This window comes from Gordonia sp. (in: high G+C Gram-positive bacteria) (assembly GCF_049647785.1).
GTDB lineage: Bacteria > Actinomycetota > Actinomycetes > Mycobacteriales > Mycobacteriaceae > Gordonia.
This window is the reverse complement of sequence record NZ_JBARYI010000034.1, coordinates 1-23,792: the sequence shown is the minus strand read 5'-3', so window position 1 is coordinate 23,792 and position 23,792 is coordinate 1. Positions and strand designations below refer to the sequence as shown.

Here is a 23,792-nt window from a genome sequence, read left to right as displayed (position 1 = left end):
GCGGTTACCGTACGGACAGCGCCATTCCAATGGGGGCGCTGATCGCCAAAACCAGCAAGATTGCGACGTAGACGTATGCCCAGGCGTGCCGTGTGCGTACAAGATTGAGGCCAACCCAGGCGGTCAACAGCAGGATTGCCAGGAGCAAGATCGACCCGATCGCCGTCAGTGCCGCGATGTCGACAAGGGCACCCACCGCCACGAGGCCGTTGGCGAGGAGCCATCCGCCGAGTTGAACCAGACGCGTTCGGCGCGGCACCGGTTCTGTGCTGTGCTGCTGAGCAATCCCGATCGCAATCAGGGCAACGCCGCACACCAGCACCATGAAAGCGGACAGCCAACTGCCCTTCGACCAGTTCAGCGGTCCGGTCGCCGCCGCGACCAGTCCGCCCGCGATCACGAACACCATGCCGGCAACGGTGAATTCGTCGACCTTCACGCTCGGTTGGCTCACGCAGTTTCTCCTGTCAGGGTGGCCATGCAGTGGTCGCCGTCGACGAAAGCGTCGAGTCTTTCTAGTCGCAGCGGGGTGTCGTGTGAGGCCAGCACGCCCTGCATGATTCCCCGGTGAACCGCGCAGGTGACGGTGGGATGAGACTTCGCCAGTTCCAAGAATGGACAACTATTAAGGCGGACGCCGTCGCCGGCCGGTTCGGGAGCAAAGCCGAAATTATCAAGGGTGGCAACCAAATCGGCTACTGGATGGGAACCGGTCGCAGCCTGCCGCTCGCCCCAGGCGCGTCCGGCTTCCAGTGCATGTTCGACGGCGTTTGGTGCCGCAGCGAGGGCCTCCACCATCACCTCGGCGAGCAGCACAAAATTTCGCGCGCCCGACGGATCCATGACCGCATGTGAGCGGTACAGCATGCGTGGCCGGCCGCGGCCCGATCGCGGTTCGGGGTCGGCCGCCACGACCCCGTCGTCGATCAGGGCGTGCAAATGGAAACGGACGGTCGTGGCGGGGATGCCGGTGATCGTCGCCAGGTCGGCGACGGTCATCGGCCCCTCGGCGTTTCGCAGCGCGTTAAGGATGGTGGCGCGCATGACTATTCGTCGGCGCTCTGCGGCGGCACCTGTGCGACCACCGGGGCGTCGGCCGGGATGGGCCCCAGCTTCATGGCACCACCGGGAGAGCCGAGAGGCTCGTCCTGGCCGGGCAGCGTCAGCACAAAGAAGTCGGCGTTATCGGTGATGTACGGGGTCCACTCGTCGGGGACGTCGTCCTCGTAGAAGATTGCCTCCACCGGGCAGACGGGCTCGCAGGCGCCGCAGTCCACGCATTCGTCGGGGTGGATGTACAGCGCGCGGCCGCCCTCGTAGATGCAGTCAACCGGGCACTCTTCGACGCAGGCTCGGTCCATGACGTCGACGCACGGTTCGGCGATGACATAGGTCATGACGTTGCCGCCGGGCGAAGGCTGAGCGGCTCAATGGTGAGCGACGGCTCGCGATGGGTGTGCACGGTCAGGTAGCTGAAGCCATCGGGGCCCGCGGTGAATGACCGCTCGGAGCCGTTGGGGAGCCACAGCAGATCGCCAACGACGGCGTCTACGTCGCCCGCTTCGGTGCCGAGCGTGCCCGACCCGGCGATCACGTGAATCAACACGTCCACTTCGCCGCCCTTGTGCTTACCGATTGATCCGCCGGGTGCCAGGCGGATCAGATTGGAGTCGAGGCCCCGGTTGTCGAAGTCGAGCTTCCAGGCGACGTCCGCAGCGTCGACCTCGTTTGCCGTCAAGTCGGCGGTATTGCCGAGCTTGCGGGGCGGGGCAGCTGCTGTGGTCTTGCTAATGCGAATCCGGTAGTTCCGCTTTTCGCGGATCTCGTAGTCCCAGCCGTAACCACCGGGGAGTTTTGCCTCAAACTCATCGTGGAGGTGTCGGGGGTCGTGGTCGTTGGTGAGGATGACGGCCTCGCCGACGTCGAGCGAATCGAAGATCCCGAAGATCTTGGGATGTCGCGCAGGTTTTGGGATCTCGCGAACATCCAATTCAACGTCGGCCATGGCGCATCCTCTCAATAAAAACAATCGGTACTTGTAAATATTACGCCGAATTGTTTGGAGGCTCAGATTGAGGTGGTCACTTTGGCTGCGGCCGCTTGGGTTTGCTGGCCGAGGGTGGCCAAGTCGGCCACCGGCATTACCGCGTTGGGGCATGAGACAAACGATGCGATGACGGTGCCGTCGGCATCGAAGATGGGAGCGCCGACACTGACCGCGCCCACCTCGCCGGTGAGTTCGGATGGCAGGTAGTCGATGGCTGACAACTCGGATACGAGTTCGGACATTCGCTCGCGTAAGTGCGCTGGCATCTCGTCCAGGTCGCCGAGGGTGTCGATGATGGCACGATGGTTGCCGGTGATCCGCTCGATGGAATAGCCGCGATCGGCGATGGCGGTGAGGACCGCGTCCAGGCGTGGGCGTTGATCGACGGGAGCCTGGCTCAGCCAGTGTGTGCGTTCAGTCGGCCGGGCCCACGCGACGAACTCGCGACACAGTGGCGGTCGCAGCGACATCCGTCGCAGGGGCGACGTCCACTGGTCCGGATTGTTTTCGGGCATCATCTGATCGGCGACGGAGATGACGTCACCCGAGCGTCGCGCAAGAAAGGTCGGAATGCCGGTGAGTTCGACCAGCGACTTCAGTGCCGGGGATGCGGCGGCGGCAACCATGTCAAGGCGCGCCGCGCGTCGGCTCGCGGTCAAGAACTCTGGGCCCAGGCGGAATTCGTTGGCGTCGTCGCGGATGAGCCAGCCGAGGTCGCATAATTGGGCGGCGATGGCGTGCGCGGTGCCGCGCGGAATGCTGGTGGCGCGCACGATCTCGGCAAGGGTCAAAGACTCACCGGCCTGATCGATCAGCAGCGACATCACGTCAACGACGCGACGAGTCGGCGGGGACGATTGACGCTCGTGCGCCCGATCACCTACCGTGTCTGTCATATAGTCAACATTAGGTGTCGAATATTCGACACGTCAAGGGAAGCGCTGGAAGATGATCACCTCGCCTGACGGAACGCATCCGCCCGTCGCCAACGGTGCCCACTCGGGTTCGCGTCCGCGATACGAGCTCACGACTCTCGAAGAGCTCGAAGCCGAAGCCATCTACATCTTCCGCGAGGTCGCCGCGACGTTTGAACGTCCGGCCATGCTGTTCTCCGGCGGCAAAGACTCCGTCGTCATGTTCCACGTTGCACAGAAGGCGTTCTGGCCCGCGCCGGTTCCGTTCCCTCTAATGCACATCGACACCGGTCACAACTTCGACGAAGTGATCGAGTTCCGCGACCGCGTGGTTGCCGAAACCGGCGTCAAACTCATCGTGAGCAGCGTCCAAGATGACATCGATGCCGGTCGTGTGGTCGACCAGACCGGCCCCGGCACCTCCCGCAATCGACTGCAGACGGCAGCCCTATTGCGTGGCATCAGCGACAACAAGTTCGATGCCGTTTTCGGCGGTGCCCGCCGCGACGAAGAGAAGGCCCGAGCCAAGGAACGCATCTTCAGTTTCCGTGACTCGTTTGGTGCCTGGGATCCCCGGAACCAGCGGCCAGAACTGTGGAACCTCTACAACGGTCACTGCAAGCGCGGTGAGAATATCCGGGTGTTCCCGCTCAGTAACTGGACCGAACTCGATATCTGGAACTACATCGAAGCGGAGAACATCGACCTCCCGTCGATCTACTACGCACACGAACGCGAAGTGGTCCCGCGCGACGGCATGCTGCTGGCCCAAACAAGGTTCCTTGAGACCTACCCCGGCGAAACCGCGCACGTCGAACGTGTCCGGTTCCGGACGGTCGGCGACGCCACCTGCACCGGCTGCGTCGAGAGCGACGCCGACACAATCGAGAAGGTGATCGCCGAAATCGCCTCCACGCGGATCACCGAACGCGGTGCCACTCGCGCCGACGATCGAATCTCCGAAGCCGGTATGGAAGATCGCAAGAAGGAAGGCTACTTCTGATGAGCTCTGACCTGCAGACGCCCAACGTGGGGGCAGAGTTTGAGACGGAGACGGTCGCACCGGCCGAACTGTTGCGTATCGCGACAGCGGGCAGCGTCGACGACGGTAAGTCGACCCTCATCGGTCGACTGCTGTACGACTCGAAGTCGATCCTCACCGACCAACTCGAAGCCATCGAACGCACCTCCGCCCAGCGTGGTGACGAATATGCCGACCTCGCACTTCTCACTGACGGCCTGCGCGCCGAACGCGAACAGGGCATCACCATCGACGTGGCGTACCGCTACTTCGCGACTGCGGCGCGGAAGTTCATCATCGCCGACTCTCCGGGGCACGTGCAGTACACGCGCAACATGGTGACCGGAGCGTCGACCGCCGACCTCGCGATCATTCTCATCGATGCCCGCAAAGGTGTTTTGGAGCAGACCCGACGGCACGCCTTCTTGTCGTCGCTGCTCGGGATCCCGCGACTGGCGGTCTGCGTCAACAAGATGGACCTCGTCGACTATTCGCAAGAACGGTTCGACGAGATCCACGACGACATGGTGTCGTTTGCGGCCAAGCTCAATATCAGCGACCTGACCTTTATCCCGATCTCTGCGTTGCGCGGCGACAACGTGGTTGACCGCTCCGAGAACATGCCTTGGTACAGCGGTCGCCCGCTGCTGAGCCACCTCGAGAACGTCTACATCGCATCCGACCGCAACCTCCGCGATGCCCGATTCCCCGTCCAGTACGTGATCCGACCCCAGCGCAGCGACGGCTTCGACCACCGCGCGTTCGCCGGAACCGTCGCTGGCGGCACCTTTGCCGTCGGCGACAAAGTGGTGGCACTGCCGGGCGGTTTCGGCACCACGGTCGCCAAGATTTGGGGGCCGGGCGGCGTCGAACTCGACGAAGCCTTCGCTTCCATGGCGGTGTCGATTGCCCTCGAAGATGAGATCGACATTGTGCGCGGCGACATGCTGGTGCGACCCAACAACCGCCCGCACGTGGGCCGCGAACTCGACGCCATGGTGTGTTGGTTCTCCGAAAGCAGCCAACTGTCGGCGGGCAGCACCTACCTGATGCTGTGTGGAACCCGCGAGACTCGAGTCCGGGTCGACGGCCTCAACTACCGCCTCGACGTCAACTCGCTGCACCGTGACGAAGAAGCAAAGTCGTTGGCGCTGAACGAGATCGGGCGACTGTCATTGCATGCGCAGCAGCCGGTGATGTTCGACGAATATCGCCGTAACCGGGCGACCGGCAGTTTCATCCTGATCGACGAAGCCACCAATGCAACCGTCGCCGCAGGCATGATCAGTGCACCGCTGGCCCACGACACCCAGGTGGTGTGGCAGTCGAGCAAGGTATCGCGCGAGGCGCGTGCCAACCGCGGTGCCACGTTGTGGCTCACGGGCCTGTCCGGCTCGGGCAAGTCGACCATCGCCATGGAATTGGAACGCCGACTCGTTGCTGAAGGTCGTGCGGCCTACCTGCTCGACGGGGACAACCTGCGGCATGGTCTCAACAGCGATCTCGGTTTCAGTGACGACGACCGTCGAGAGAACATTCGTCGCACGTCGGAGGTGGCATCACTGTTTGCCGACTCGGGTGCCGTCGCGCTGGTGTCGCTGATCAGCCCCTTCGCCGCCGAACGGCAGCGGGCCCGCGAGATTCACGAGGCCGCCGACTTGCCGTTCTACGAAATCTTTGTCGACACGCCGCTCGCCGACTGCGAGGCTCGCGACCCGAAGGGCCTGTACGCCAAGGCTCGCGCTGGCGAGATTACTCAGTTCACCGGGATTGACTCGCCGTACGAGCGGCCGGAGAACGCCGATCTGGTTGTGGTGCCGGGCGACGGCTCCCCGGCTGAGATCGCCGACCGAATTTTCCGAGAGTTGGGGCTGTAGGGCCGGAACTGTCCGGTACTACCGAATGCCTGCTTCGACCGTCGCGAGGTCGGCCAACACCTTCTTGCGACGCTGAAAGCACAGGATCGTGACGTGGACTTGCGGATCAATCATCGGCCGATCGTAGCCAGGGCCAGCGCTTTGCCGCCGAACGCTCGCTATCGGCGCGTCAACGCGGCGTGGACGTCGGCACCGGTGAGCGTCATGAGATCGACGTCTGTCAGCGCCGCCAAATCGGCGCTGGCAGCCAATCTCAGTTCGCGCTCTTCCTCGGCCGCTTCGATGATGTTGCGAACAAACCGGCCGTTGCCCGCGATGTCGGAGGCCCGGCGACCTCCTGATGTGTCGTCATAAAGCGCCGCGAACTCTGATTCCAGCACTGCGGCCGCATCTGCCGATAGACGGGTATCGCGTTGCGCGGCCAGGGTTTCGGCAATGCGAATGAGCTCACCCGGGGTGTAGGAGGCGAACCGGATCCGGCGGGCAAAGCGCGAAGCGAGCCCCTCGTTCGCCGCGAGGAGTCGGTCGATCTCCTCGTCGTAGCCAGCAATGATGACGACAAGGCGGTCGCGGTCGTTCTCCATGCGGGCAAGTAAGGTGTCGATCGCTTCGCGGCCGAAGGCGTCACCGCCGGAGAGCCCCTCCTGAATTAGGGCGTATGCCTCGTCGATGAACAGCACACCGTCGAGAGCCGAGTCGACCACGGCCGAAGTCTTGGGGGCAGTGGCACCGAGATGTTGGCCAACCAGGTCCTTGCGACTGACCTCCACCACGGTATCGGTCGCGAGAAGCCCCAGCGCGCAATACAGTCGGGCCACCAGGCGGGCGACAGTGGTCTTGCCCGTTCCGGGAGGGCCGGTGAACGCCAAGTGCAGGCTCCGCGATTGAGTCCGCAGACCCTTGTCTGCGCGCACAGCGGCCAGAGTCACCGCCGCGCGGAGTCGTTCCACCTGTGCCTTCACTTCAGTGAGCCCTACCTGTGCGTCGAGTTCGTCAGTCACGGCGCGGACCGCTACCTCACGACCAACGCTTTGTGGCGATGCGGACTTCGATGCTGTCCGCGAGGAGTCTTCGGTGCCGATAGCGAGTCGGTAAGCCGGTTCGGCGAGGGCACGTGCCGCCTCGGACAGTCCCGGGTCCAGCGCGCAGGCCTCCTCGAAACAGGGGTGAGCCAGCGCTTCATCGCCACGAGTCCGGTGCGCCATCCCGATCATGAACATTGCCTGCGGGTGGGCGTTCGTCAGTGCTGAGCTTCGCACGGATTCGAGTCGGCGAAGGCCTTCGTCGAACAGTCCGAGTTGCACGCAGGCGGTACCGCCCAGGAAGTCGGCAGCGGCGCACAGATATTCGTCGACCCAAGAGGTGGCGGCGAGCGTATCGAGCACTGCCCGCCACCTCTTGCGACGCAGATCCAGGAGTGCGCGGCAGAAGACGACGGACGGGTCGCTGCCGGTCAGTTCGGCAAGCACGTCGGCGGCACCGTCAAGGTCTCCGCCGACCAGCAACGACGCGGCATACGCCGCGGCAACCTGGTCGGTATTGGTGATCGGTAGATCGATAAACAGCCCGGTCGGTAGATGCCCGGAAAGTGTCCCGGGTCGAAGTCCCATCCGCCGCTGATCGGCACCCACCGAAGCGCGTGCCCGATACAACCCCAGCAGTGTGGGCCCGGACCGATCGCCAGCCGCCACCCGACCAAGCCACGCGTCGCCGCTGTTGGGGTTCAATGCGGTGGCCCTACCGAAGGCTCGGAGTGCGCGCTCGCGGTCGGGAGGAGTATCGCCGACGAGTAGTCCAAGAGCCGTCAGTCCGGCGATGAAGTAGTCCCTAGCTGCAGGTTTAGTGGCTACTCCGCGTGGTGTCCGGCTTCCGACGTTCATTTCTGATCCCCCCGAATCAAGAAGCGTGTGGAGGCGACTTTAAAGCAGCGCGGCCCAGCCGCAGGGCCGTTTCGGTGCATTCGCCAATGGCTTGATTATTCGACGTGATCAACCGCATCTACACCTCGCGCGGGACTCGCATAGACTGTGGGGCGTGAGTGCCCAGGTCGATACCGTTTCCCACGCCACCGATACCCCCGATTTGCCGCAGCCCTTTGCTGAGCTCGGCCTCAAGGACGACGAATACGCCCGGATCCGCGAGATCCTCGGTCGTCGCCCCACCGACGCCGAATTGGCGATGTATTCGGTGATGTGGTCGGAGCATTGCAGCTACAAGTCGTCGAAGGTGCATCTGCGCTACTTCGGTGAAACCACCACCGAAGAGATGAAGGCGGGCATGCTCGCCGGCATTGGTGAGAACGCAGGCGTTGTCGACGTCGGCGACGGTTGGGCAGTGACCTTCAAGGTGGAGTCGCACAACCACCCGAGCTACGTCGAGCCCTATCAGGGTGCGGCAACCGGCGTGGGCGGCATCGTTCGCGACATCATGGCTATGGGTGCCCGCCCGATTGCCGTGATGGACCAATTGCGTTTCGGCGCGGCTGACGCCCCCGACACCCGACGCGTGGTCGACGGCGTGGTCCGCGGAGTTGGTGGCTACGGTAACTCCCTCGGCCTGCCGAACATCGGTGGCGAGACCGTCTTCGACGCCAGCTACCAGGGCAACCCGCTCGTCAACGCCCTCTGCGCCGGCGTCCTCCGCACCGAAGACCTGCACCTGGCATTCGCATCGGGCACTGGCAACAAGATCATCCTGTTCGGTGCGCGCACCGGCCTCGACGGCATCGGCGGCGTATCGGTGCTCGCATCGGAAACCTTCGACGACAGCGATGAGTCCGGCCCCAACCGCAAGAAGCTCCCGAGCGTCCAGGTTGGCGACCCCTTCACCGAGAAGGTGCTGATCGAGTGCTGCCTCGACCTATACAAGGCCGAGTTGGTTGTGGGTATTCAGGACTTGGGCGGTGCCGGCCTGTCGTGCGCCACCAGCGAGTTGGCTGCTGCCGGTGACGGTGGCATGCACATCGACCTGGATCTGGTTCCGACCCGCGCGGTCGGTATGACTGCCGCGGAGGTTTTGTCGTCGGAGTCGCAGGAGCGCATGTGCGCCGTTGTGACGCCCGAGAACGTCGAAAAGTTCATGGAAGTGTGCCGCAAGTGGGATGTCCTCGCGACCGTCATCGGTGAGGTCACCGACGGCGAAAACCTGGTCGTCAACTGGCACGGTGAGACCGTCGTCGACGTGCCGCCGCGCACCGTCGCCCACGACGGCCCGGTGTACGAGCGCCCCGTCGCTCGCCCGGATTGGCAAGACACCGTCATCGCTTCGACTACCGCAAACTTGGCGCGTCCGAGCACCGATGAGGAACTGCGTGCCACGTTCTTGAAGTTGCTCGCCAGCCCCGCGCTGTGCAGCCGCAAGTTCATCACCGAGCAATACGACCGCTACGTCCGCGGCAACACTGTTCTCGCAGAGCACGCCGACTCCGGTGTTATCCGGATCGACGAGGAGACCGGTCGCGGCATCGCGATCTCGACCGACGCCTCGGGCCGCTACACCTACCTCGATCCGTACGCCGGCGCGCAGCTGGCGCTGGCCGAGGCTTACCGCAACGTGGTGGTGACCGGTGCCAAGCCGCGCGCCGTCACCAACTGCCTGAACTTCGGGTCGCCCGAGGATCCGGCCGTCATGTGGCAGTTCAGCCAGGCCGTCCGCGGTCTTGCCGATGGTTGCGCCACGCTCGGCATCCCGGTGACCGGCGGCAACGTGAGCTTCTACAACCAGACCGGTTCCACTCCGATCCTGCCGACGCCCGTCGTCGGTGTGCTCGGCGTGATCGACGACGTTCGTCGTCGTACCCCCACCGACATTGGTACCGAGCCGGGCGAGACGCTGATCTTGCTCGGTGAGACCCTCGACGAGTTCGACGGTTCCATCTGGGCCCAGGTGGAGCACGATCATCTCGGTGGCGTGCCGCCGAAGGTCGACCTCGAGCGTGAGCGTCTGCTGGGGGAGATCCTGATCGCCGCCTCGCGCGACGGTTTGGTTTCGGCTGCACACGATCTTTCCGAAGGTGGCCTCATCCAGGCTGTTGCCGAAGCCGCACTGGCTGGCGAAACTGGTTGCCGGATCTTGCTTCCCGCGGGTGCCGACCCGTTCGTCACCCTGTTTTCGGAGTCGGCTGGCCGCGTACTGGTTGCCGTTCCGCGCACCGAGGAGTCACGGTTCACGTCGATCCTCGACGCTCGCGGCATGCCGTGGACGCGCATCGGCGTCGTCGACCAGGGCAGCGACGCACTCGAGGTCCAGGATCACTTTGAGGTGAAGCTCGACGAACTGCGCGCTGTCCACGAGGGAACGTTGCCCGCACTCTTCGGGTAGTTACTTGACCCGGTCTACACCGACGACAACGGCGGCGCGGCGGAGAAATCCGCGCGCCGTCGTTCGTCATCGATCAATGTGGGCGGGATCGGCCATTACGCGGGTAATACGGGTGTTTCGCATCGATCTCCCGGGGTTGGCGCTCGGCACGCTCTTCTACGTCCTGTCACTGACACCGTCATTGCTTCCGCGCGATTGGGCGTTTCAGGGGCTGATCGGGGGAGTCACCGCGGCCACCGGCTACGGGGTCGGGGTGTTGCTGTCGTGGGCAGCTCGACGACTGCTGTTGCCCAACCTGTCATGGTGGCCGTTGCCGGTGCGGGTCCGAAGGCTGGTCCGGATCGGACTGCCGCTGGTTTGCCTCGCGGCGGCCTTGATCGCCTTGTTTTACGGTGTGCGCTGGCAGGACGAGTTGGCGATCCTGATGGGGTCGGAGCGGCCGACCTTCTTCGGCTATCTGCGCGCGATGCTGTTGAGTGTTGTGATCGCGATGGGAATCGTCGCGGTGGCCAGGGTTTTGCGTGACATTTTCCGGTGGCTGGCGCGAAAACTGAATCGGGTGCTGAAGATTCCGCGCCGCGTGGCGGGGATCGCGTCGATGACGGTGATGCTGGTGGTGATCTACGGGCTGATTGACGGTGTTGCGGTCCGCGGTACCTACGCGGCGATGAATTCGGTGTTCAGCGTCCAAAACGACAGCACTCGCGACGGTGCCGAACGGCCGACGCTCCCCGAGAAATCAGGCAGCCCAGAGTCGCTGGCTGCATGGGACTCCTTGGGATTTGAGGGCCGCAACTTTGTGTCCGGGGGGATAAGTGCCGCCGAACTCGCCAAGTTCAATGGCGCTCCGGCCAAGGAGCCGATCCGCGTCTATGCGGGACTAGAGTCGGCCGACGGGCTCGACGCACAAATGAAGCTGATCGTCGACGAGTTGGAACGGACCGGGGCGTTCGACCGCAAGACGCTCGTCATCATCCCCACGACGGGCACCGGCTGGGTAAATCCAACGGCGGCACAAACTTTCGAACTGGTTGCAAACGGCGATAGCGCGTTGGTTGCCGCCCAGTACTCGTACCTGCCGAGTTGGATCTCGTTCCTCGCCGACCGGGAGAAGGCCGCCGAAGCTGGCCGGAAGCTGGTGACTGCCGTCCACGACCGGTGGCTGACGAAGCCACCCGATCATCGTCCCAAAGTGTTTGTGTACGGGGAAAGCCTCGGTACCCAGGCGGGCGAGGGGGCGTTCGACGATCTCAACGACATCCGCTCCATGGTCGATGGCGTGCTGTGGGTGGGGCCCCCGAACTCCAATCCGCTGTGGAGTGCTTTGGAGAAGCGCCGAGACCCAGGGACACCGGAGGCGGAACCGACCTATGCCAACGGTCTCGTCGTCCGGTTCGCGAATGATGCGGCCGGTATTGAGCGAAACCCCACCGAGTGGCTTGCACCGCGGGTTCTCTACATCCAGCACCGCTCCGATCCGGTGGTGTGGTGGTCGCCGGACCTGATGTTCACCAAGCCCGATTGGTTGAAAGAGCCTGCGGGCGGGGATCGAACCGCCACCATGCGCTGGTATCCGATCGTCACGTTCTGGCAGGTCAGTGCGGACCTTGGAAATGCCGCCGGGGTACCGGATGGGCACGGACACAACTACGGCACCGTCATTCTTGATGGCTGGGTGGCAGTGACGCAGCCGGCGGGCTGGACGAGCGCCGACACGGCGCGCATCCGGGCCGCGCTCGAAGCGTTGCGCGGGCACGACGGTCCGGAGAAGTAAGCGCAAACAGAGCGACCTCAGCGGTCTCGCGTTCCGCACATTGTCGTGTTTCCTACGTTAGGGTTCGATGACTGAAGTACATCGAGAGGAACTGGATAAGCTAATGACGAACCCGAATGACTACCCCGGGCAGAACCCGGACGAGCAGCCAATCGGCGGCCAGAACAATCCCGATCCTCAGTTCGGCGGCTACGGAAGTACGCCGAATCCAGGCGGCGACCCGAATCTCGGAGGTAATCCGAATCTTGGTGGAGATCCCAACTATGGCGGCGTCCCCAATTACGGAGCCCCACAGTATGGGCAGCCGCAGTATGGGCAGCCGCAGGTGGGGATGCCGGCTGGGCCCCCGCCGCCCAACAGTATGGCATCGTCGATCGTGGTTACCGTTTTGAGCTTCCTGTTCATGTGTGCGAGCTGCATTAGCCTAGTTGGCGGTGTTTTCGGCATCATGGCGATTGTGAAGGCCAACTCGGTCAACAGTCTGTGGTCAATGGGTGATGCTGCCGGTTCGCATGCGGCAGCAGCCGAGGCTAAGAAGTGGTCGAACATCGCTTGGATCATCTTTGGCGTGTCGATTGTGTTGTGGATCGTCTTGCTCATCGTGCTGGCTGTCACCGGTTCGGGTGTTGGGTACTACGACTTCAGCACCACGAACTAACAAATTCGTAGTAGTTGACTGACCACACGCTGACCAGTGACCGGGGCGTCGCCGCCGCAAAGAAGGTGGCGACGCATCCGGTCATTGGTCCGGCGTTGGTCCTGGCTGGAGCGATAGCGGTCGGTGTTGGCGTGTGGATTGCTGACCCGACGACGCCGGGCGGGGTGATACCGCCCTGCCCGACCAACGCCTTACTGCACATCAACTGCCCGGGATGCGGGTTGTCTCGGGCCATCTACAGCTTGATCCATGGCGACATCGGCGCGGCATTGCACTTCAACGCGCTCGCCATCGCGGGACTGTTTCTGATTGCCGCGGTCTACATCCGCTACGTGGTCCGGACATGGCTGGGCAGGCCGCCGCGTAGTTTGTTTACCCACCGTCTTGTTCCCACGGGAATCGTGACAGTTCTCGTGGTGTGGTTTATCGTCCGCAATCTTCCGTTCGCGCCATTCGCTGCACTCAAAGTTTGAACCTCCATTTGGATGCGGCGGCGAGCCAATTAGCGCCGCCGGGTGGGGACTCGTCCACTGGCTGATTGACGCGCAACCATCCAATGATGCAGGTGATGCGGACTTCCGGTTAGAGTTTCGAGGACTCGTTCTTTGAAAGGAACCCGCCCAGCCATGACGAATCCGAATGATCCCAACTTCAATCCCGGTGATCCGCAGTTCGGTGGAACTCCCAGCGATCCGCAGGGAGGCTCTCCTTACGATCGGACTCAATTCGGCGTTCCGCAGCCACAGTACGGTGCCCCACAATCTTCGTATGGCGCTCCGCAGTACGGCGGCGCTCCGCAGTACGGCTACCAGGGAGCAGCGCCGGGAATGGAACCCGACAACAACCTGGTTTGGGCCATCCTGTGCACCGTCCTGTGCTGCCTCCCCCTGGGTATCGTCTCGATCGTGAAGTCAACGTCGGTCAGCAAACTGTGGGCTATGGGCGATTTTGCTGGTGCGCAGCAGGCCGCTGACGACGCGAAGAAGTGGGCAATGTGGGGTGCCATAATCGGGTTTACCGTGACCGTTCTCTCGGTGATCGCGTACGTTATTTTCATTGCGGTCCTCGTCAACAATGTTGATACAACGACGACTTACACAACCCCGTACTAATCGACATGAGTGGACCTAAGGTGGATCGGCCCTTGGCTGGCGCTGCTTCCCGGGGCAGTGTTCTTGCCGCAGCGGAGGCTGTGGCGAAGCACAAGGTTGCCGGTCCAACTCTCGTGGTCATCGGCGCGATCATGGCGGGAACCTTCATTTGGTTCGCTGATCCGACAACACCTGGCGGCATCATCCCGCCTTGCCCAACGAACGCGTTTCTGCACATCAACTGTCCGGGATGCGGTTCGACGCGCGCCATCTATTCGCTGTTGCATGGCGATATCGGGGCGGCACTGCATTTCAACGCTTTCGGCGTAGTCGCACTGGCATTGCTGGCATTCGCGTTCGTGGCGTGGGTTCGCGGCTTGTGGACCGGAGTTAGGGTCCGAAGTTGGCAGCATCTGCGTTGGGCGCCAATGGTGGTTCTCGTGGTCACCGTAGGGTGGTTTGTGATCCGCAATATCCCGATCGAGCCGTTTTCTAGTTTGAAAGTGTGAGAAAGCCGGAGCATGGTTGATTCAGATAAGCCCGACGAATTTCGCGACCCGAAAACGGTGAACTTGGAGAAGTCCAGCACCGGCGACGCCGCACCAGTTTCGTCGCCAGATGAGGTGAGCGCCGCGCCGACTGAAGCTGTCGGAACGCCCTACTTCGAGACCGAATGGACGCCCGCGTACGCGGAAACTGAAATTCGGGGGATTGGCGACCAGCCACCTTTCGGTACACCTGCGCCGCCGGTGCCTCCACCGTCGACGCCGCAGTCCGATCCGGCCGCCTTCCCGCCCAACCCGGCATACCAGGGCTTTACTGCGGACCCATACGGCCAGCAGCAGGGAGGCTATGCGCCCCAGCAGCCGATGCCGTACTACCCAGCTCCGGTTCCGGCATATCCGGGTCTCGGCTATGGCGGTGTGAACCGCGGGCCAGCACCGGCGACCAGTCAGGTTTCATCGATTTTGGCGATCGTGATCGGCGGATTGTTGACGTTCAGCTGCTATGGCTTCCTTTTGGGAATCGCGCCGCTGATCCTTGGCATTGTGGGGGTTGTGAAGGCAAATTCCGTTTCGAGGCTGTGGTTCATGGGCCAGGAACAGGAAGCCTATGCCGCTGCAGAATCGTCAAAGAAGATGGCGATGTGGGCATGGATAGGGATGGCCATTGGCTTGGTCGTCACGATCATCATCGTCATTGTCTTCGTCGTGCTCTACAACAACTCGCTCAACTGAGCCCGATGCCCGACTCTCGGGTGACTATGCGAACGTCGAGCCCAAAGAACGCGCATAGTTCACTCGGTTGTGAACATCGGCCACCATCATGTCCGACTGCACGGGCACCGATGTCACGTGGACAAAGTTCCCGTTCTGAACCATAACCTGCACCACGCCCGTGGTGCGACGTTCCTTTACCAGCAGGAAAAACAGGCTAAACAGGCAGATCAAGAAGGCTCCGACAATCGCGCAGATAATGGCCCACTGCGGGATCTCTTCGCGGGTCTGCGTCATGTTGGTAACGGTCCAGTGGGCGCCGGCAGTAGGGCACGACCCGGACGGCGTAATTACCTGGGTTTGCGTGCACTGAATGTCGCCGATCATGACGAGCGGGCCGCTCGGCATGGAGAAATTAGGCCCGGAGGCACCTAGGTTTGGGGGCAGAGGACCTGACATGCATGGAATCGTACGGGGAGTATTGCGCGCAGGCGGTGATTGGGAGACCGCGAGTCACTCCATGCGCTTTTCGGCGCGGGCGAAAGCCGCTTCCGCCTCTGCCCGTGCCACGCCGTAGCCAGCAGCGAGGGTAACGAGACCGCTGCGCGCAACGAGATCGTGTGCGCCGCCGAGATGGCCAGCGATCGAGAGCATCGCCAATCCGTGGACCGTGCTCCACACCACGCCAGCGTGAATGAGGAGGGCCGTTTCGTCGGTATCGGCAGGCGAGGCCCGTCGCACGGTTTCGGCCATTGCCGTGAAAGCGGCACGCCCCGACACCGAGTCGGTGGGACTGCCCTCTTGCAGCAACGACTTTCGGTGTGAGGTCGCCCATTCCTTGGACGTGTATTGGAACATCAGCGTGTAGAGCAGAGGGTTGGCCGTCGCGAAGCGCAGGTACGCCAGGCCCTGGCACATGAGGTCGGCTAATGGGTCGTCAGTTGTGCCCGCGACCGTGAGGGCGGCTCCGAAGTCGACGAAGGCGCGTTCAGATACTTCGCTCGCGACCGCGCTGATGCTTCCAAACCGGGAGTAGACGGCCATCGTCGACGTCCCGGCTTCTTGCGCGAGGCGTCGGACGGTGAGCGCCTCGATTCCCTCCTCGGTGATCAGGCGGTACGCCGCGTCAGTCAACGTCGCACGCACTGGATCTGACTTTGCCTCTTTACCTTCGCTCATAACAGCGTTATCGTCTCCCTATAACAGTGTTATAAGCAACTGGAGGCGAGCATGAGTACCAACCGATTTCTCGCCGGCGAATACGCGCCGGTGCGCACCGAACTCACCGAACGCGACCTTGCGGTCACCGGGACCCTGCCTGACTGGCTCGATGGCCGCTACCTCCGCAACGGGCCCAACCCCATCGCAGACGTGGACCCTGACACCTACAACTGGTTCACCGGCGACGGGATGGTCCACGGCATCGCCCTCGGCGACGGTCGTGCACGCTGGTACCGCAACCGCTGGGTCGACTCCACCCGCACAGAGCGACGACTCGGTCGGCCAGCGCCCGACGAGGCCGGACGGTCGTTCCTGCACGGGGCCGGCGCCAACACCAACGTCATCGAATTTGGCGGTCGTACCTTAGCCCTTGTCGAAGCCGGTCTCGCGTGTGCGGAACTGTCCGACGATCTCGATACCCTCGGCATCTGCGATTTCGACGGAACCGTGACCGGCGGCTTCACCGCCCACCCCCTAGAAGACCCCATCACCGGCGAACTGCACGCCGTCAGCTATCACTTCGGTCGCGGAAACAAGGTGCGGTACTCGGTGATTGGGACCGATGGGCGCGAACGCCGCCACGTCGACATCACCGTCGGCGGCAGCCCGATGATGCATGCGTTCTCGCTAACCGAGTCGACTGTCGTCGTGTACGACCTTCCCGTCACCTTCGACGTGCGAGATGCCGTCGGCGGGTCGGTGCCTGCCGCCGTTCAACCCCTGGCCAGGCTGGCCTTGGGGGCGATGGTCGGGCGAGTCCCGATGCCGCACGCGCTGTCCGATCGACTGCCCTCGAGCGGCGCCGGGTCGCTGCCGTACCGGTGGAACCGGAAGTACCCGGCGCGCGTCGGCCTCATGCCGCGCGAAGGAGGGGACGCCGACGTGGTGTGGATCGACGTCGACCCATGCTTCGTCTATCACCCGATGAATGCATGGGACGTTGACGGCGCGGTGGTCGTGGATCTGGTGGTGCACGAGAAGAGCTTCGACCGTGACCATCAGGGCCCGACCGAAGGGGCGCCGCGACTGGAACGCTGGATTCTCGATCCCGCGCGCCGGACGTGCAAGCGTGAACCGCTGTTGGACCAAGCTGTGGAGTTTCCGCGGATCGACGACCGGTACATCGGCCGCGAGCATGCGTCCGGTTGGGTGGTTGGTGGCGAAGGTTCCGACCTGTTTGGTGGGCTGCTCGCCCGCACGAAGGCCAATGGCAGCGAGCCGGTGACCCGCCGATTCGGTAGGGGAATCCGGTTGGGGGAGTTCACCTTTGTGCCTCGATCGGCGGAAGCCGACCTCGACGACGGCGCGGTCCTCGGGTTCGTCACCGACCTGGCCGCCGATTCCACGCGGCTCGCCATCCTCGATGCCCGCACCCTCGAAGACATCACCTCCGTCGCGTTGCCACAGCGAGTCCCGGCGGGATTCCACGGCAACTGGCTGCCGTCGAAGTAGTCCGCGAACATGCTCCGCCGCACAACTCGTGCGACGCATTAGCCGAACGACTCACCTGGAACCGGGGTGCTCGCTAGCGTGACGCGCATGACACTTTCAGTTGTGGAATGGTCCACCGGAACCGTCGGCAGGCACGCGATCGCGGGCATCGATGCGCACCCGGAACTTGAGTTGGTCGGCGTTTGGGTGTCGGACCCCGCAAAGGTCGGCAAGGACGCGGGACAACTCGCCGGGCTCAACCGCGACCTCGGCATCCTCGCCACCAATGACCGTGACGCCCTAATCGCCCTGAAACCCGACGCCATCGTCCACACCGCCATGACCGACGATCGCGTCGCCGAATCCATCGCCGACCTGACCGCCTTCGTCGCCGCCGGGATCAACGTCGTCTCGTCAGGCCCGGTAATCCTGCAGTACCCGTACGGCGTGTTGCCCGACGCCATGATTGGGCCCATCCAGGACGCAGCCATTGCGGGCGGGGCGAGCCTGCACGTCAACGGTATCGACCCCGGCTTCGCCAACGATGTCCTGCCCCTCGCGATGACCAGCCTGTCGCAGGAAATCGACGAGATTCGCTGCCTGGAAATCGCCGACTACTCCACCTACTACCAGCCGGTCGTCATGGGGGAACTCTTCGGCTTTGGCAAGCCGATGGACTTCTCGCCGATGATCTTCGCTCCCGGTGTGCTGTCGTTGGCGTGGGGGAGTGTGGTCCGGCAGATTGCGGCCGGGCTGGGCGTTACCCTCGACGAACCGCTCGTCGAACGGCACCAGCGGGTAGCGGCCGACCGCGACTACGAAACCGTGTCCGTGCCCATCCCGGAAGGCACGATGGCCGCCGTCCACTTCGAGATCGCCGGGCAGGTAGACGGCGTGGACCGCGTCGTGTTGGAGCACTACACCCGCACCCACCCCGATCAGTGCCCCGAGTGGCCGCGACCCAACGAGGGCGACGGCTGCTACCGGATTATCGTCACCGGTGAACCCGCGATGACCGTCGAAATGAGTCATCACGGTCGCGACGGCGACCACAACGTGTCGGGCATGATCGTCACCGCGATGAGGCTCGTGAACTCCGTACCCGCGGTGGTCGCAGCCGATCCGGGGATCGTGACGGCCCTCGACATGCCGCTGGTGACCGGGCGCGGGCTAGTTACCGGGTCCGCGCGGTAGCTGCGATCGAGGATGTCGGAGGTCCGTGCCATCATGCAGCTATGAATTACGACGGCCATCCGACACCACCCGCGCAGAACGCTAGCGCGGGCGGTCCCGACTTCTATCCGTCGCCGCCACAGTTCGGTGGACCGTCGCCAACCAACTACCAGGCGCCGCCCTCGTACCCCGTCGTGCCTACTTATCCCGCGCAGGCGAGTTACCCGGTGCCCACGCCGTACGTGCCGATGGTCGTCCCGTACGGAGTCATGGGTCAACTGCCCGCGCCCTACGGTCAAGATCCGGCGACGGGACTGCCGTATTCATCCCGAACGAAGGCTGTCGCCGGGCTTCTGCAGTTCTTCCTGGGGTCCTTCGGCGCGGGCCGCTGGTACATCGGAAGCTACGGCGTCGCGACCGCGCAGCTGCTGCTCTTCTTCTTCGGTCTAGTTACCAGCGTGGTTCTCATCGGTATCTTCGTTTTAATGGGCCTCGGAATCTGGGCTTTCATCGACGCCATCATGATGTTCACCGGCGCAGTCCGCGACGGTGACGGGCGCGTGCTGCGCTAATCTGCGATCAGGACTGTCGTACCCGCGGCTTACAGTGAGGTCATGGCGAACACGATGACTGCGGACCTCCACACGCACAGCAACTTCTCGGACGGGACCGATACGCCCGAAAAGCTGATTGACGCTGCGGTGGCCGCAGGTTTGACCACAATCGCCCTCACCGACCACGACACCGCAAACGGGTGGGACGAGATCGCCAAACACATCCCCGCCGGGATGCGTGTGCTGCCAGGTGCTGAGTTCTCGACCAAACATCCCGACGAGAATGGCGAGCTCGTCAGCGTGCATCTGCTCGGCTACCTGTTCGACCGCGACAATCCAGCCATCGTCGCCGAGTGGAAAAGGATGCACGATGAGCGCGCCCAGCGTGGCGCGCGGATCGTCGGGAAGCTGATCGACGGGGGCTTCCCCATCACGCTTGAGCGAGTCGAGGAGATTGCCGGTTCGGCCAACATTGGCCGCCCGCATATCGGTAAGGCACTCGTCGAGGTCAAAGCTGTGAAAGACGTCGGGGAAGCGTTTGTCGATCTACTCCACGACGGCAGTCCCTACTACGTGCCGCTGCAGTCAACCAGCCTTGCCGGAGGCATCAAGTTGATCAACGACGCCGGCGGCGTGGCCGTCATCGCGCACCCGCGCGCCCGTGAAGCTGCCGCCGTGCTGACCGAGGATGTCCTTGCGTCGCTGGTTCCGCTCGGCCTCGCCGGTCTCGAAGTGAACCACTACGGCCACGACGCAGACGCGCGCGCCGAACTCTCCGACATCGCCACCCGCCTCGGACTTCTGCAGACCGGCTCCAGCGATTACCACGGCACTAACAAGAAGGACGTGCACATCGGGATGAACTGCACCCCCGACGACGTCGTCGAAGAGATCATCGCGCGGGGCGCTATCGCACCGTTCGGTCCCGCGCAGTAGCAGTGGGACCTCGTGACGCGGCAGATCCCGCGCAGACCCGGGCTGCAGTCCTCGCCGTTGCCGACTGGCTGCGCGACGAAAACCTGCCCAAACCCAGCCGGCCAGCACTCGCTGCTGCAGTCCGCCTCACCGCCCGGACCGTCGGGCAACTCGCGCCCGGCAACGCTGTCGAACTCCGCGTGCCGCCGTTTGTCGCCGTCCAATGCATCGAAGGTGTTCGTCACACCCGCGGGACCCCGCCCAACGTTCTCGAGATGCCGCCGCGCGAATGGCTCCTCCTCGCGACCGGACTCCTTGCCTTCGACGATGCCGTGGCCTCCCATCGCGTTAGCGTGTCCGGGCATCGTGCGGGCGACGTCGCGAACATGCTCCCGGTGGTTCCGCTCGCGTAGACTCGTCCTGCAATTTCGAGTTGTCCGCGTCCACGCCGTAGACTGTGGTAACGGTAACGCCCGCCGAACCCCTGAATACGGAGCGTCTTTACGTGACCGAGAAGTCGATTCACTCTCCGAACCTGCTCGATCAGACTGGATGTGGCACGCCGTCACATCCTCTTGATGCCATGGAGCCCGAGAACGAACCCCGTGAAGAATGCGGTGTTTTCGGTGTCTGGGCACCGGGGGAAGCAGTCGCGAAGCTGACCTATTACGGCCTGTACGCACTTCAGCACCGCGGTCAGGAAGCGGCGGGAATCGCGGTCGGCGACGGCTCACAGGTCCTCGTTTTCAAGGATCTCGGACTCGTGAGCCAGGTCTTTGACGAGCAGACTCTGGCCTCCATGGTTGGGCATGTCGCCGTCGGCCACTGCCGTTATTCGACCACCGGATCGACGACGTGGGAGAACTCACAGCCCATCTTCCGGAACACTCCGGCGGGCAACGGCGTGGCACTCGGGCACAACGGCAATCTCGTCAATACGTCCGAGCTTGCCGATCGCGCTCGCGCCCTCGGCATCTACGGGACCGCGGCCAACAGTGCTGCGACGTCTGACTCCGACATCCTGGGTGCCCTCCTGGCCCACGGTGCCGCAGATAAGACTCTTGAACAGTCAGCGATGGAACTGCTGCCGACGGTCAAGGGCGCATTCTGCCTCACCTTCCAAGACGAAAACACGCTTTATGCGGCCCGCGATCCGTACGGTATTCGCCCGCTCTGCCTCGGCCGGCTCGATCGGGGCTGGGTTGTGGCCTCCGAGACGGCCGCGCTCGACATTGTTGGTGCTTCTTTTGTGCGCGACATTGAGCCGGGCGAACTCTTGGCCATCGACGCCGACGGCGTCCGTAGCCAACGGTTTGCCGATGCCACCCCGAAGGGTTGTGTCTTCGAGTACGTCTACCTGGCTCGCCCAGACAGTGTCATCAACGGGCGTTCGGTCCATTCGACGCGCGTTGAGATCGGTCGTCGGCTGGCCCGAGAACAGCCCGCTGACGGCGATCTGGTGATTCCTGTCCCCGAATCCGGCACGCCCGCCGCCGTCGGGTACGCGCAGGAATCGGGAATTCCCTACGGACAGGGCCTGATGAAGAACGCCTACGTGGGCCGTACTTTCATTCAGCCGTCGCAGACGATTCGCCAGCTCGGCATCCGATTGAAGCTCAACCCGCTGCGCGAAGTGATTCGCGGTAAGCGTCTGGTTGTGGTCGACGACTCGATCGTCCGCGGCAACACCCAACGCGCCCTGATTCGCATGCTCCGTGAAGCCGGTGCCGCCGAAGTTCATGTGCGCATCGCGTCGTCGCCGGTTCGGTGGCCTTGTTTTTATGGCATCGATTTCGCGTCGCCAGCGGAGCTCATCGCCAATGGATCCGATGGTTCTGACTCGTACGGGGCCATGGTCGAAAGTGTTCGCCAGGCGATCGACGCTGACTCCCTCGGGTACATCACGATCGACGAGATGATCAACGCGACCGAGCAGCCACGTGAAAACCTTTGCGCCGCTTGCTTTGACGGTAGTTACCCGATTGAGCTCCCCAGGGAGACAACCATGGGTAAGGCTGTCCTCGAAGGGATGCGTACCGCGAGTTCTGAGGCGGCCGACCCGCTCACTGCCGATAATGACAACGTCAGTGCCCTGATGCGTCCATAACGAGGATTGGCCCTCACCGGGACCATCCACGCAGCGCACTCAGGTACCGTAAGTGCGTCCAACCACCGAATAGCCGAACTTTTAGCTGTCAAATTTCAGGAGAATCACCACTATGACCGACGGGTCTGCCGACAATTCGATCGCCGGAGCTTCCTACGCGGCAGCGGGTGTTGATATTGACGCCGGTGAACGCGCCGTCGAACTCTTCGCACCGCATGCGAAGCGTGCGACTCGCCCCGAGGTGCTCGGTGGTCTCGGCGGTTTCGCCGGACTGTTCTCCCTGAAGGGCGACTACAAGGAGCCCGTCCTCGCGGCCTCGAGTGATGGTGTCGGCACCAAGCTCGTTATCGCGCAGGCGATGGGCAAGCACGACACCGTTGGCCGCGACCTCGTCGCCATGGTGGTCGACGACCTCGTGGTCTGTGGTGCCGAGCCGTTGTTCCTGCAGGATTACATTGCCGTCGGCAAGGTGATTCCCGAGATGGTGGCCGACATTGTCAAGGGCATCGCTGACGGCTGCGTTGAGGCGGGTTGCGCTCTCCTCGGTGGCGAGACCGCCGAGCACCCCGGTGTTATGGAAGACGGGCACTACGACATCTCCGCCACCGGCGTCGGTGTTGTGGAGGCTGATTCGATTCTCGGACCCGACCGTGTCCGTGCGGGCGATGTTGTTATCGCGATGGGTTCGTCGGGCTTGCACTCGAACGGCTACTCGCTGGCCCGCAAGGTCCTCTTGGACTGGGGTCACATGGACTTGAACGGGCACGTTGAGGAGTTCGGTCGCACGCTGGGCGAGGAGCTTCTTGAGCCGACTCGGATCTACGCTAAGGATTGCCTGGCGTTGGCCGCAGAGAGTGATGTTCGCACGTTTGCGCATGTGACCGGTGGTGGCCTGGCTGACAATCTTGGTCGCGTGCTGCCTGCTGGTTTGACGGCTGAGTTGGAGCGCAATACGTGGACGCCAGCCCCGATTTTCTCGTTGATCGCCCAGCGCGGTCGTGTGGAGCGCTCGGAGATGGAGCGCACGTTCAACATGGGTGTCGGCATGGTTGCGATTGTGGCTCCGGAAGACACGGATCGCGCGCAGGCCATCTTGACTGCCCGCCACGTCGACAACTGGGTTTTGGGCACGGTGAAGCGTGGCGAGGCCGGCGCTGCCGGTTCCGCTGTGCTGGTCGGAGACCACCCGCGCTTCTAGCTTTCTAGACTTAAGGCCCGGGTCGCAGGCAGCGACCTGGGCCTTCGCATTCCCGAACCGACCCCTGTAGGACAATCGTTCAACAATCGAGAACAGGCTTGGGTGGGGCGACTTCTGAAGAGCCCTCCGCAGTGACGGAGCGCTAGCTGTAATTCCTCGGGACGTTGTGAACACCTGATGTAGGCGAAGACCTCCGGGCAGGATGTTGGGTTACCACACTCACCATCAACACCCGGAGGTCTTCGTGACACACGCTAACGCATTTCTCACCGCT

The 23,792-nt window shown here is 63.3% G+C and carries 24 protein-coding genes; 16 read left to right on the top strand and 8 right to left on the bottom strand.

The features are described from left to right. Nucleotides 1-4 precede the first annotated feature (4 nt). From WBA38_RS05385 to WBA38_RS05365, 5 genes are all read right to left on the bottom strand, one after another. The gene (locus WBA38_RS05385; RefSeq protein WP_424322260.1) at nucleotides 5-454 is read right to left on the bottom strand and encodes a hypothetical protein; all 450 of its coding nucleotides are present in this window, start codon (nucleotides 452-454) and stop codon (nucleotides 5-7) included. Further along, nucleotides 451-1,044 (bottom strand): helix-turn-helix transcriptional regulator, encoded by a 594-nt coding sequence (locus WBA38_RS05380; RefSeq protein ID WP_424322259.1) that lies wholly within the window; start codon nucleotides 1,042-1,044, stop codon nucleotides 451-453. Before WBA38_RS05380 ends, WBA38_RS05385 begins: the two co-directional genes overlap by 4 nt. 2 nt (nucleotides 1,045-1,046) lie before the next feature. Beyond that, nucleotides 1,047-1,397 (bottom strand): ferredoxin, encoded by a 351-nt coding sequence (fdxA, locus tag WBA38_RS05375; RefSeq protein WP_424295884.1) that lies wholly within the window; start codon nucleotides 1,395-1,397, stop codon nucleotides 1,047-1,049. Continuing rightward, a complete protein-coding gene (locus WBA38_RS05370; protein ID WP_424322258.1) occupies nucleotides 1,394-2,005 on the bottom strand; it encodes a DUF2249 domain-containing protein in 612 nt (203 codons plus the stop codon). Before WBA38_RS05370 ends, fdxA begins: the two co-directional genes overlap by 4 nt. Nucleotides 2,006-2,067: 62 nt before the next feature. Then, nucleotides 2,068-2,943 carry an IclR family transcriptional regulator gene (locus tag WBA38_RS05365; RefSeq protein ID WP_424295880.1) on the bottom strand — a complete coding sequence of 292 codons (876 nt, stop codon included), beginning with the start codon at nucleotides 2,941-2,943 and terminating at the stop codon, nucleotides 2,068-2,070. Nucleotides 2,944-2,995: 52 nt separating this feature from the next. Between WBA38_RS05365 and cysD the strand changes: the two genes are divergently transcribed. Both cysD and cysC read left to right on the top strand, forming a co-directional pair. After that, nucleotides 2,996-3,964, top strand: a complete 969-nt coding sequence (gene cysD, locus WBA38_RS05360; protein ID WP_424295878.1) for a sulfate adenylyltransferase subunit CysD — start codon at nucleotides 2,996-2,998, stop codon at nucleotides 3,962-3,964. Continuing rightward, complete coding sequence (gene cysC, locus WBA38_RS05355) at nucleotides 3,964-5,859, top strand: adenylyl-sulfate kinase (RefSeq protein WP_424322257.1); 1,896 nt, start codon at nucleotides 3,964-3,966, stop codon at nucleotides 5,857-5,859. Before cysD ends, cysC begins: the two co-directional genes overlap by 1 nt. A gap of 158 nt (nucleotides 5,860-6,017) precedes the next feature. On the opposite strand, the gene eccA is transcribed toward cysC, so the two are convergent. Beyond that, complete coding sequence (gene eccA, locus WBA38_RS05350; protein ID WP_424322256.1) at nucleotides 6,018-7,739, bottom strand: type VII secretion AAA-ATPase EccA; 1,722 nt, start codon at nucleotides 7,737-7,739, stop codon at nucleotides 6,018-6,020. 154 nt (nucleotides 7,740-7,893) lie between these two features. On the opposite strand from eccA, the gene purL reads away from it, so the two are divergent. The 7 genes from purL (at nucleotide 7,894) to WBA38_RS05315 (ending at nucleotide 14,940) form a co-directional block, all read left to right on the top strand. Continuing rightward, entirely contained in the window at nucleotides 7,894-10,179 is a 2,286-nt protein-coding gene (purL, locus tag WBA38_RS05345; protein ID WP_424322255.1) for a phosphoribosylformylglycinamidine synthase subunit PurL, read from the top strand. Between the two features lie 76 nt (nucleotides 10,180-10,255). Then, nucleotides 10,256-11,953, top strand: coding sequence for an alpha/beta hydrolase (locus WBA38_RS05340; protein WP_424322254.1), 1,698 nt, complete (start codon nucleotides 10,256-10,258; stop codon nucleotides 11,951-11,953). Nucleotides 11,954-12,056: 103 nt separating this feature from the next. After that, entirely contained in the window at nucleotides 12,057-12,611 is a 555-nt protein-coding gene (locus tag WBA38_RS05335; protein WP_424322253.1) for a CD225/dispanin family protein, read from the top strand. Between the two features lie 14 nt (nucleotides 12,612-12,625). Next, nucleotides 12,626-13,084 carry a DUF2752 domain-containing protein gene (locus WBA38_RS05330; protein ID WP_424322252.1) on the top strand — a complete coding sequence of 153 codons (459 nt, stop codon included), beginning with the start codon at nucleotides 12,626-12,628 and terminating at the stop codon, nucleotides 13,082-13,084. Nucleotides 13,085-13,237: 153 nt separating this feature from the next. Beyond that, nucleotides 13,238-13,723, top strand: a complete 486-nt coding sequence (locus WBA38_RS05325; protein ID WP_424322251.1) for a CD225/dispanin family protein — start codon at nucleotides 13,238-13,240, stop codon at nucleotides 13,721-13,723. 5 nt (nucleotides 13,724-13,728) lie between these two features. Further along, nucleotides 13,729-14,211, top strand: a complete 483-nt coding sequence (locus WBA38_RS05320) for a DUF2752 domain-containing protein (protein WP_424322250.1) — start codon at nucleotides 13,729-13,731, stop codon at nucleotides 14,209-14,211. A gap of 12 nt (nucleotides 14,212-14,223) precedes the next feature. After that, entirely contained in the window at nucleotides 14,224-14,940 is a 717-nt protein-coding gene (locus WBA38_RS05315; RefSeq protein ID WP_424322249.1) for a hypothetical protein, read from the top strand. Nucleotides 14,941-14,964: 24 nt separating this feature from the next. Here WBA38_RS05315 and WBA38_RS05310 read toward each other — a convergent pair whose 3' ends face one another. Further along, nucleotides 14,965-15,216, bottom strand: a complete 252-nt coding sequence (locus WBA38_RS05310; RefSeq protein WP_424322248.1) for a hypothetical protein — start codon at nucleotides 15,214-15,216, stop codon at nucleotides 14,965-14,967. Between the two features lie 216 nt (nucleotides 15,217-15,432). Then, nucleotides 15,433-16,098 (bottom strand): TetR/AcrR family transcriptional regulator, encoded by a 666-nt coding sequence (locus tag WBA38_RS05305; protein ID WP_424295862.1) that lies wholly within the window; start codon nucleotides 16,096-16,098, stop codon nucleotides 15,433-15,435. A 51-nt stretch (nucleotides 16,099-16,149) separates the two neighbouring features. Between WBA38_RS05305 and WBA38_RS05300 the strand changes: the two genes are divergently transcribed. From WBA38_RS05300 to purM, 7 genes are all read left to right on the top strand, one after another. Then, nucleotides 16,150-17,592 carry a carotenoid oxygenase family protein gene (locus tag WBA38_RS05300; protein ID WP_424322247.1) on the top strand — a complete coding sequence of 481 codons (1,443 nt, stop codon included), beginning with the start codon at nucleotides 16,150-16,152 and terminating at the stop codon, nucleotides 17,590-17,592. An 87-nt stretch (nucleotides 17,593-17,679) separates the two neighbouring features. After that, nucleotides 17,680-18,765 carry a diacylglycerol kinase gene (locus tag WBA38_RS05295; RefSeq protein ID WP_424322246.1) on the top strand — a complete coding sequence of 362 codons (1,086 nt, stop codon included), beginning with the start codon at nucleotides 17,680-17,682 and terminating at the stop codon, nucleotides 18,763-18,765. A gap of 41 nt (nucleotides 18,766-18,806) precedes the next feature. Continuing rightward, entirely contained in the window at nucleotides 18,807-19,316 is a 510-nt protein-coding gene (locus WBA38_RS05290) for an NINE protein (protein WP_424295856.1), read from the top strand. 42 nt (nucleotides 19,317-19,358) lie between these two features. Further along, nucleotides 19,359-20,234, top strand: a complete 876-nt coding sequence (locus tag WBA38_RS05285; protein ID WP_424295854.1) for a PHP domain-containing protein — start codon at nucleotides 19,359-19,361, stop codon at nucleotides 20,232-20,234. A gap of 2 nt (nucleotides 20,235-20,236) precedes the next feature. Next, the gene (locus tag WBA38_RS05280; protein ID WP_424322245.1) at nucleotides 20,237-20,626 is read left to right on the top strand and encodes a sterol carrier family protein; all 390 of its coding nucleotides are present in this window, start codon (nucleotides 20,237-20,239) and stop codon (nucleotides 20,624-20,626) included. A gap of 92 nt (nucleotides 20,627-20,718) precedes the next feature. After that, on the top strand, nucleotides 20,719-22,320 hold the full coding sequence (purF, locus tag WBA38_RS05275; RefSeq protein ID WP_424295850.1) for an amidophosphoribosyltransferase: 1,602 nt from the start codon (nucleotides 20,719-20,721) through the stop codon (nucleotides 22,318-22,320). 112 nt (nucleotides 22,321-22,432) lie between these two features. Continuing rightward, on the top strand, nucleotides 22,433-23,518 hold the full coding sequence (gene purM, locus WBA38_RS05270; protein ID WP_424322244.1) for a phosphoribosylformylglycinamidine cyclo-ligase: 1,086 nt from the start codon (nucleotides 22,433-22,435) through the stop codon (nucleotides 23,516-23,518). Nucleotides 23,519-23,792 lie beyond the last annotated feature (274 nt).

What these genes read in the sequence shown, in the direction of transcription:
- purM (WP_424322244.1), top strand. Translation starts at nt 22,433, where the DNA reads ATGACCGACGGGTCTGCCGACAATTCGATCGCCGGAGCTTCCTACGCG.
- eccA (WP_424322256.1), bottom strand. Translation starts at nt 7,739, where the DNA reads ATGAACGTCGGAAGCCGGACACCACGCGGAGTAGCCACTAAACCTGCA.
- WBA38_RS05335 (WP_424322253.1), top strand. Translation starts at nt 12,057, where the DNA reads ATGACGAACCCGAATGACTACCCCGGGCAGAACCCGGACGAGCAGCCA.
- WBA38_RS05305 (WP_424295862.1), bottom strand. Translation starts at nt 16,098, where the DNA reads ATGAGCGAAGGTAAAGAGGCAAAGTCAGATCCAGTGCGTGCGACGTTG.
- WBA38_RS05300 (WP_424322247.1), top strand. Translation starts at nt 16,150, where the DNA reads ATGAGTACCAACCGATTTCTCGCCGGCGAATACGCGCCGGTGCGCACC.
- WBA38_RS05380 (WP_424322259.1), bottom strand. Translation starts at nt 1,044, where the DNA reads ATGCGCGCCACCATCCTTAACGCGCTGCGAAACGCCGAGGGGCCGATG.
- WBA38_RS05295 (WP_424322246.1), top strand. Translation starts at nt 17,680, where the DNA reads ATGACACTTTCAGTTGTGGAATGGTCCACCGGAACCGTCGGCAGGCAC.
- WBA38_RS05315 (WP_424322249.1), top strand. Translation starts at nt 14,224, where the DNA reads ATGGTTGATTCAGATAAGCCCGACGAATTTCGCGACCCGAAAACGGTG.
- WBA38_RS05365 (WP_424295880.1), bottom strand. Translation starts at nt 2,943, where the DNA reads ATGACAGACACGGTAGGTGATCGGGCGCACGAGCGTCAATCGTCCCCG.
- WBA38_RS05320 (WP_424322250.1), top strand. Translation starts at nt 13,729, where the DNA reads ATGAGTGGACCTAAGGTGGATCGGCCCTTGGCTGGCGCTGCTTCCCGG.
- cysD (WP_424295878.1), top strand. Translation starts at nt 2,996, where the DNA reads ATGATCACCTCGCCTGACGGAACGCATCCGCCCGTCGCCAACGGTGCC.
- WBA38_RS05340 (WP_424322254.1), top strand. Translation starts at nt 10,256, where the DNA reads ATGTGGGCGGGATCGGCCATTACGCGGGTAATACGGGTGTTTCGCATC.
- cysC (WP_424322257.1), top strand. Translation starts at nt 3,964, where the DNA reads ATGAGCTCTGACCTGCAGACGCCCAACGTGGGGGCAGAGTTTGAGACG.
- WBA38_RS05290 (WP_424295856.1), top strand. Translation starts at nt 18,807, where the DNA reads ATGAATTACGACGGCCATCCGACACCACCCGCGCAGAACGCTAGCGCG.
- WBA38_RS05370 (WP_424322258.1), bottom strand. Translation starts at nt 2,005, where the DNA reads ATGGCCGACGTTGAATTGGATGTTCGCGAGATCCCAAAACCTGCGCGA.
- WBA38_RS05285 (WP_424295854.1), top strand. Translation starts at nt 19,359, where the DNA reads ATGGCGAACACGATGACTGCGGACCTCCACACGCACAGCAACTTCTCG.
- WBA38_RS05325 (WP_424322251.1), top strand. Translation starts at nt 13,238, where the DNA reads ATGACGAATCCGAATGATCCCAACTTCAATCCCGGTGATCCGCAGTTC.
- fdxA (WP_424295884.1), bottom strand. Translation starts at nt 1,397, where the DNA reads ATGACCTATGTCATCGCCGAACCGTGCGTCGACGTCATGGACCGAGCC.
- WBA38_RS05310 (WP_424322248.1), bottom strand. Translation starts at nt 15,216, where the DNA reads ATGACGCAGACCCGCGAAGAGATCCCGCAGTGGGCCATTATCTGCGCG.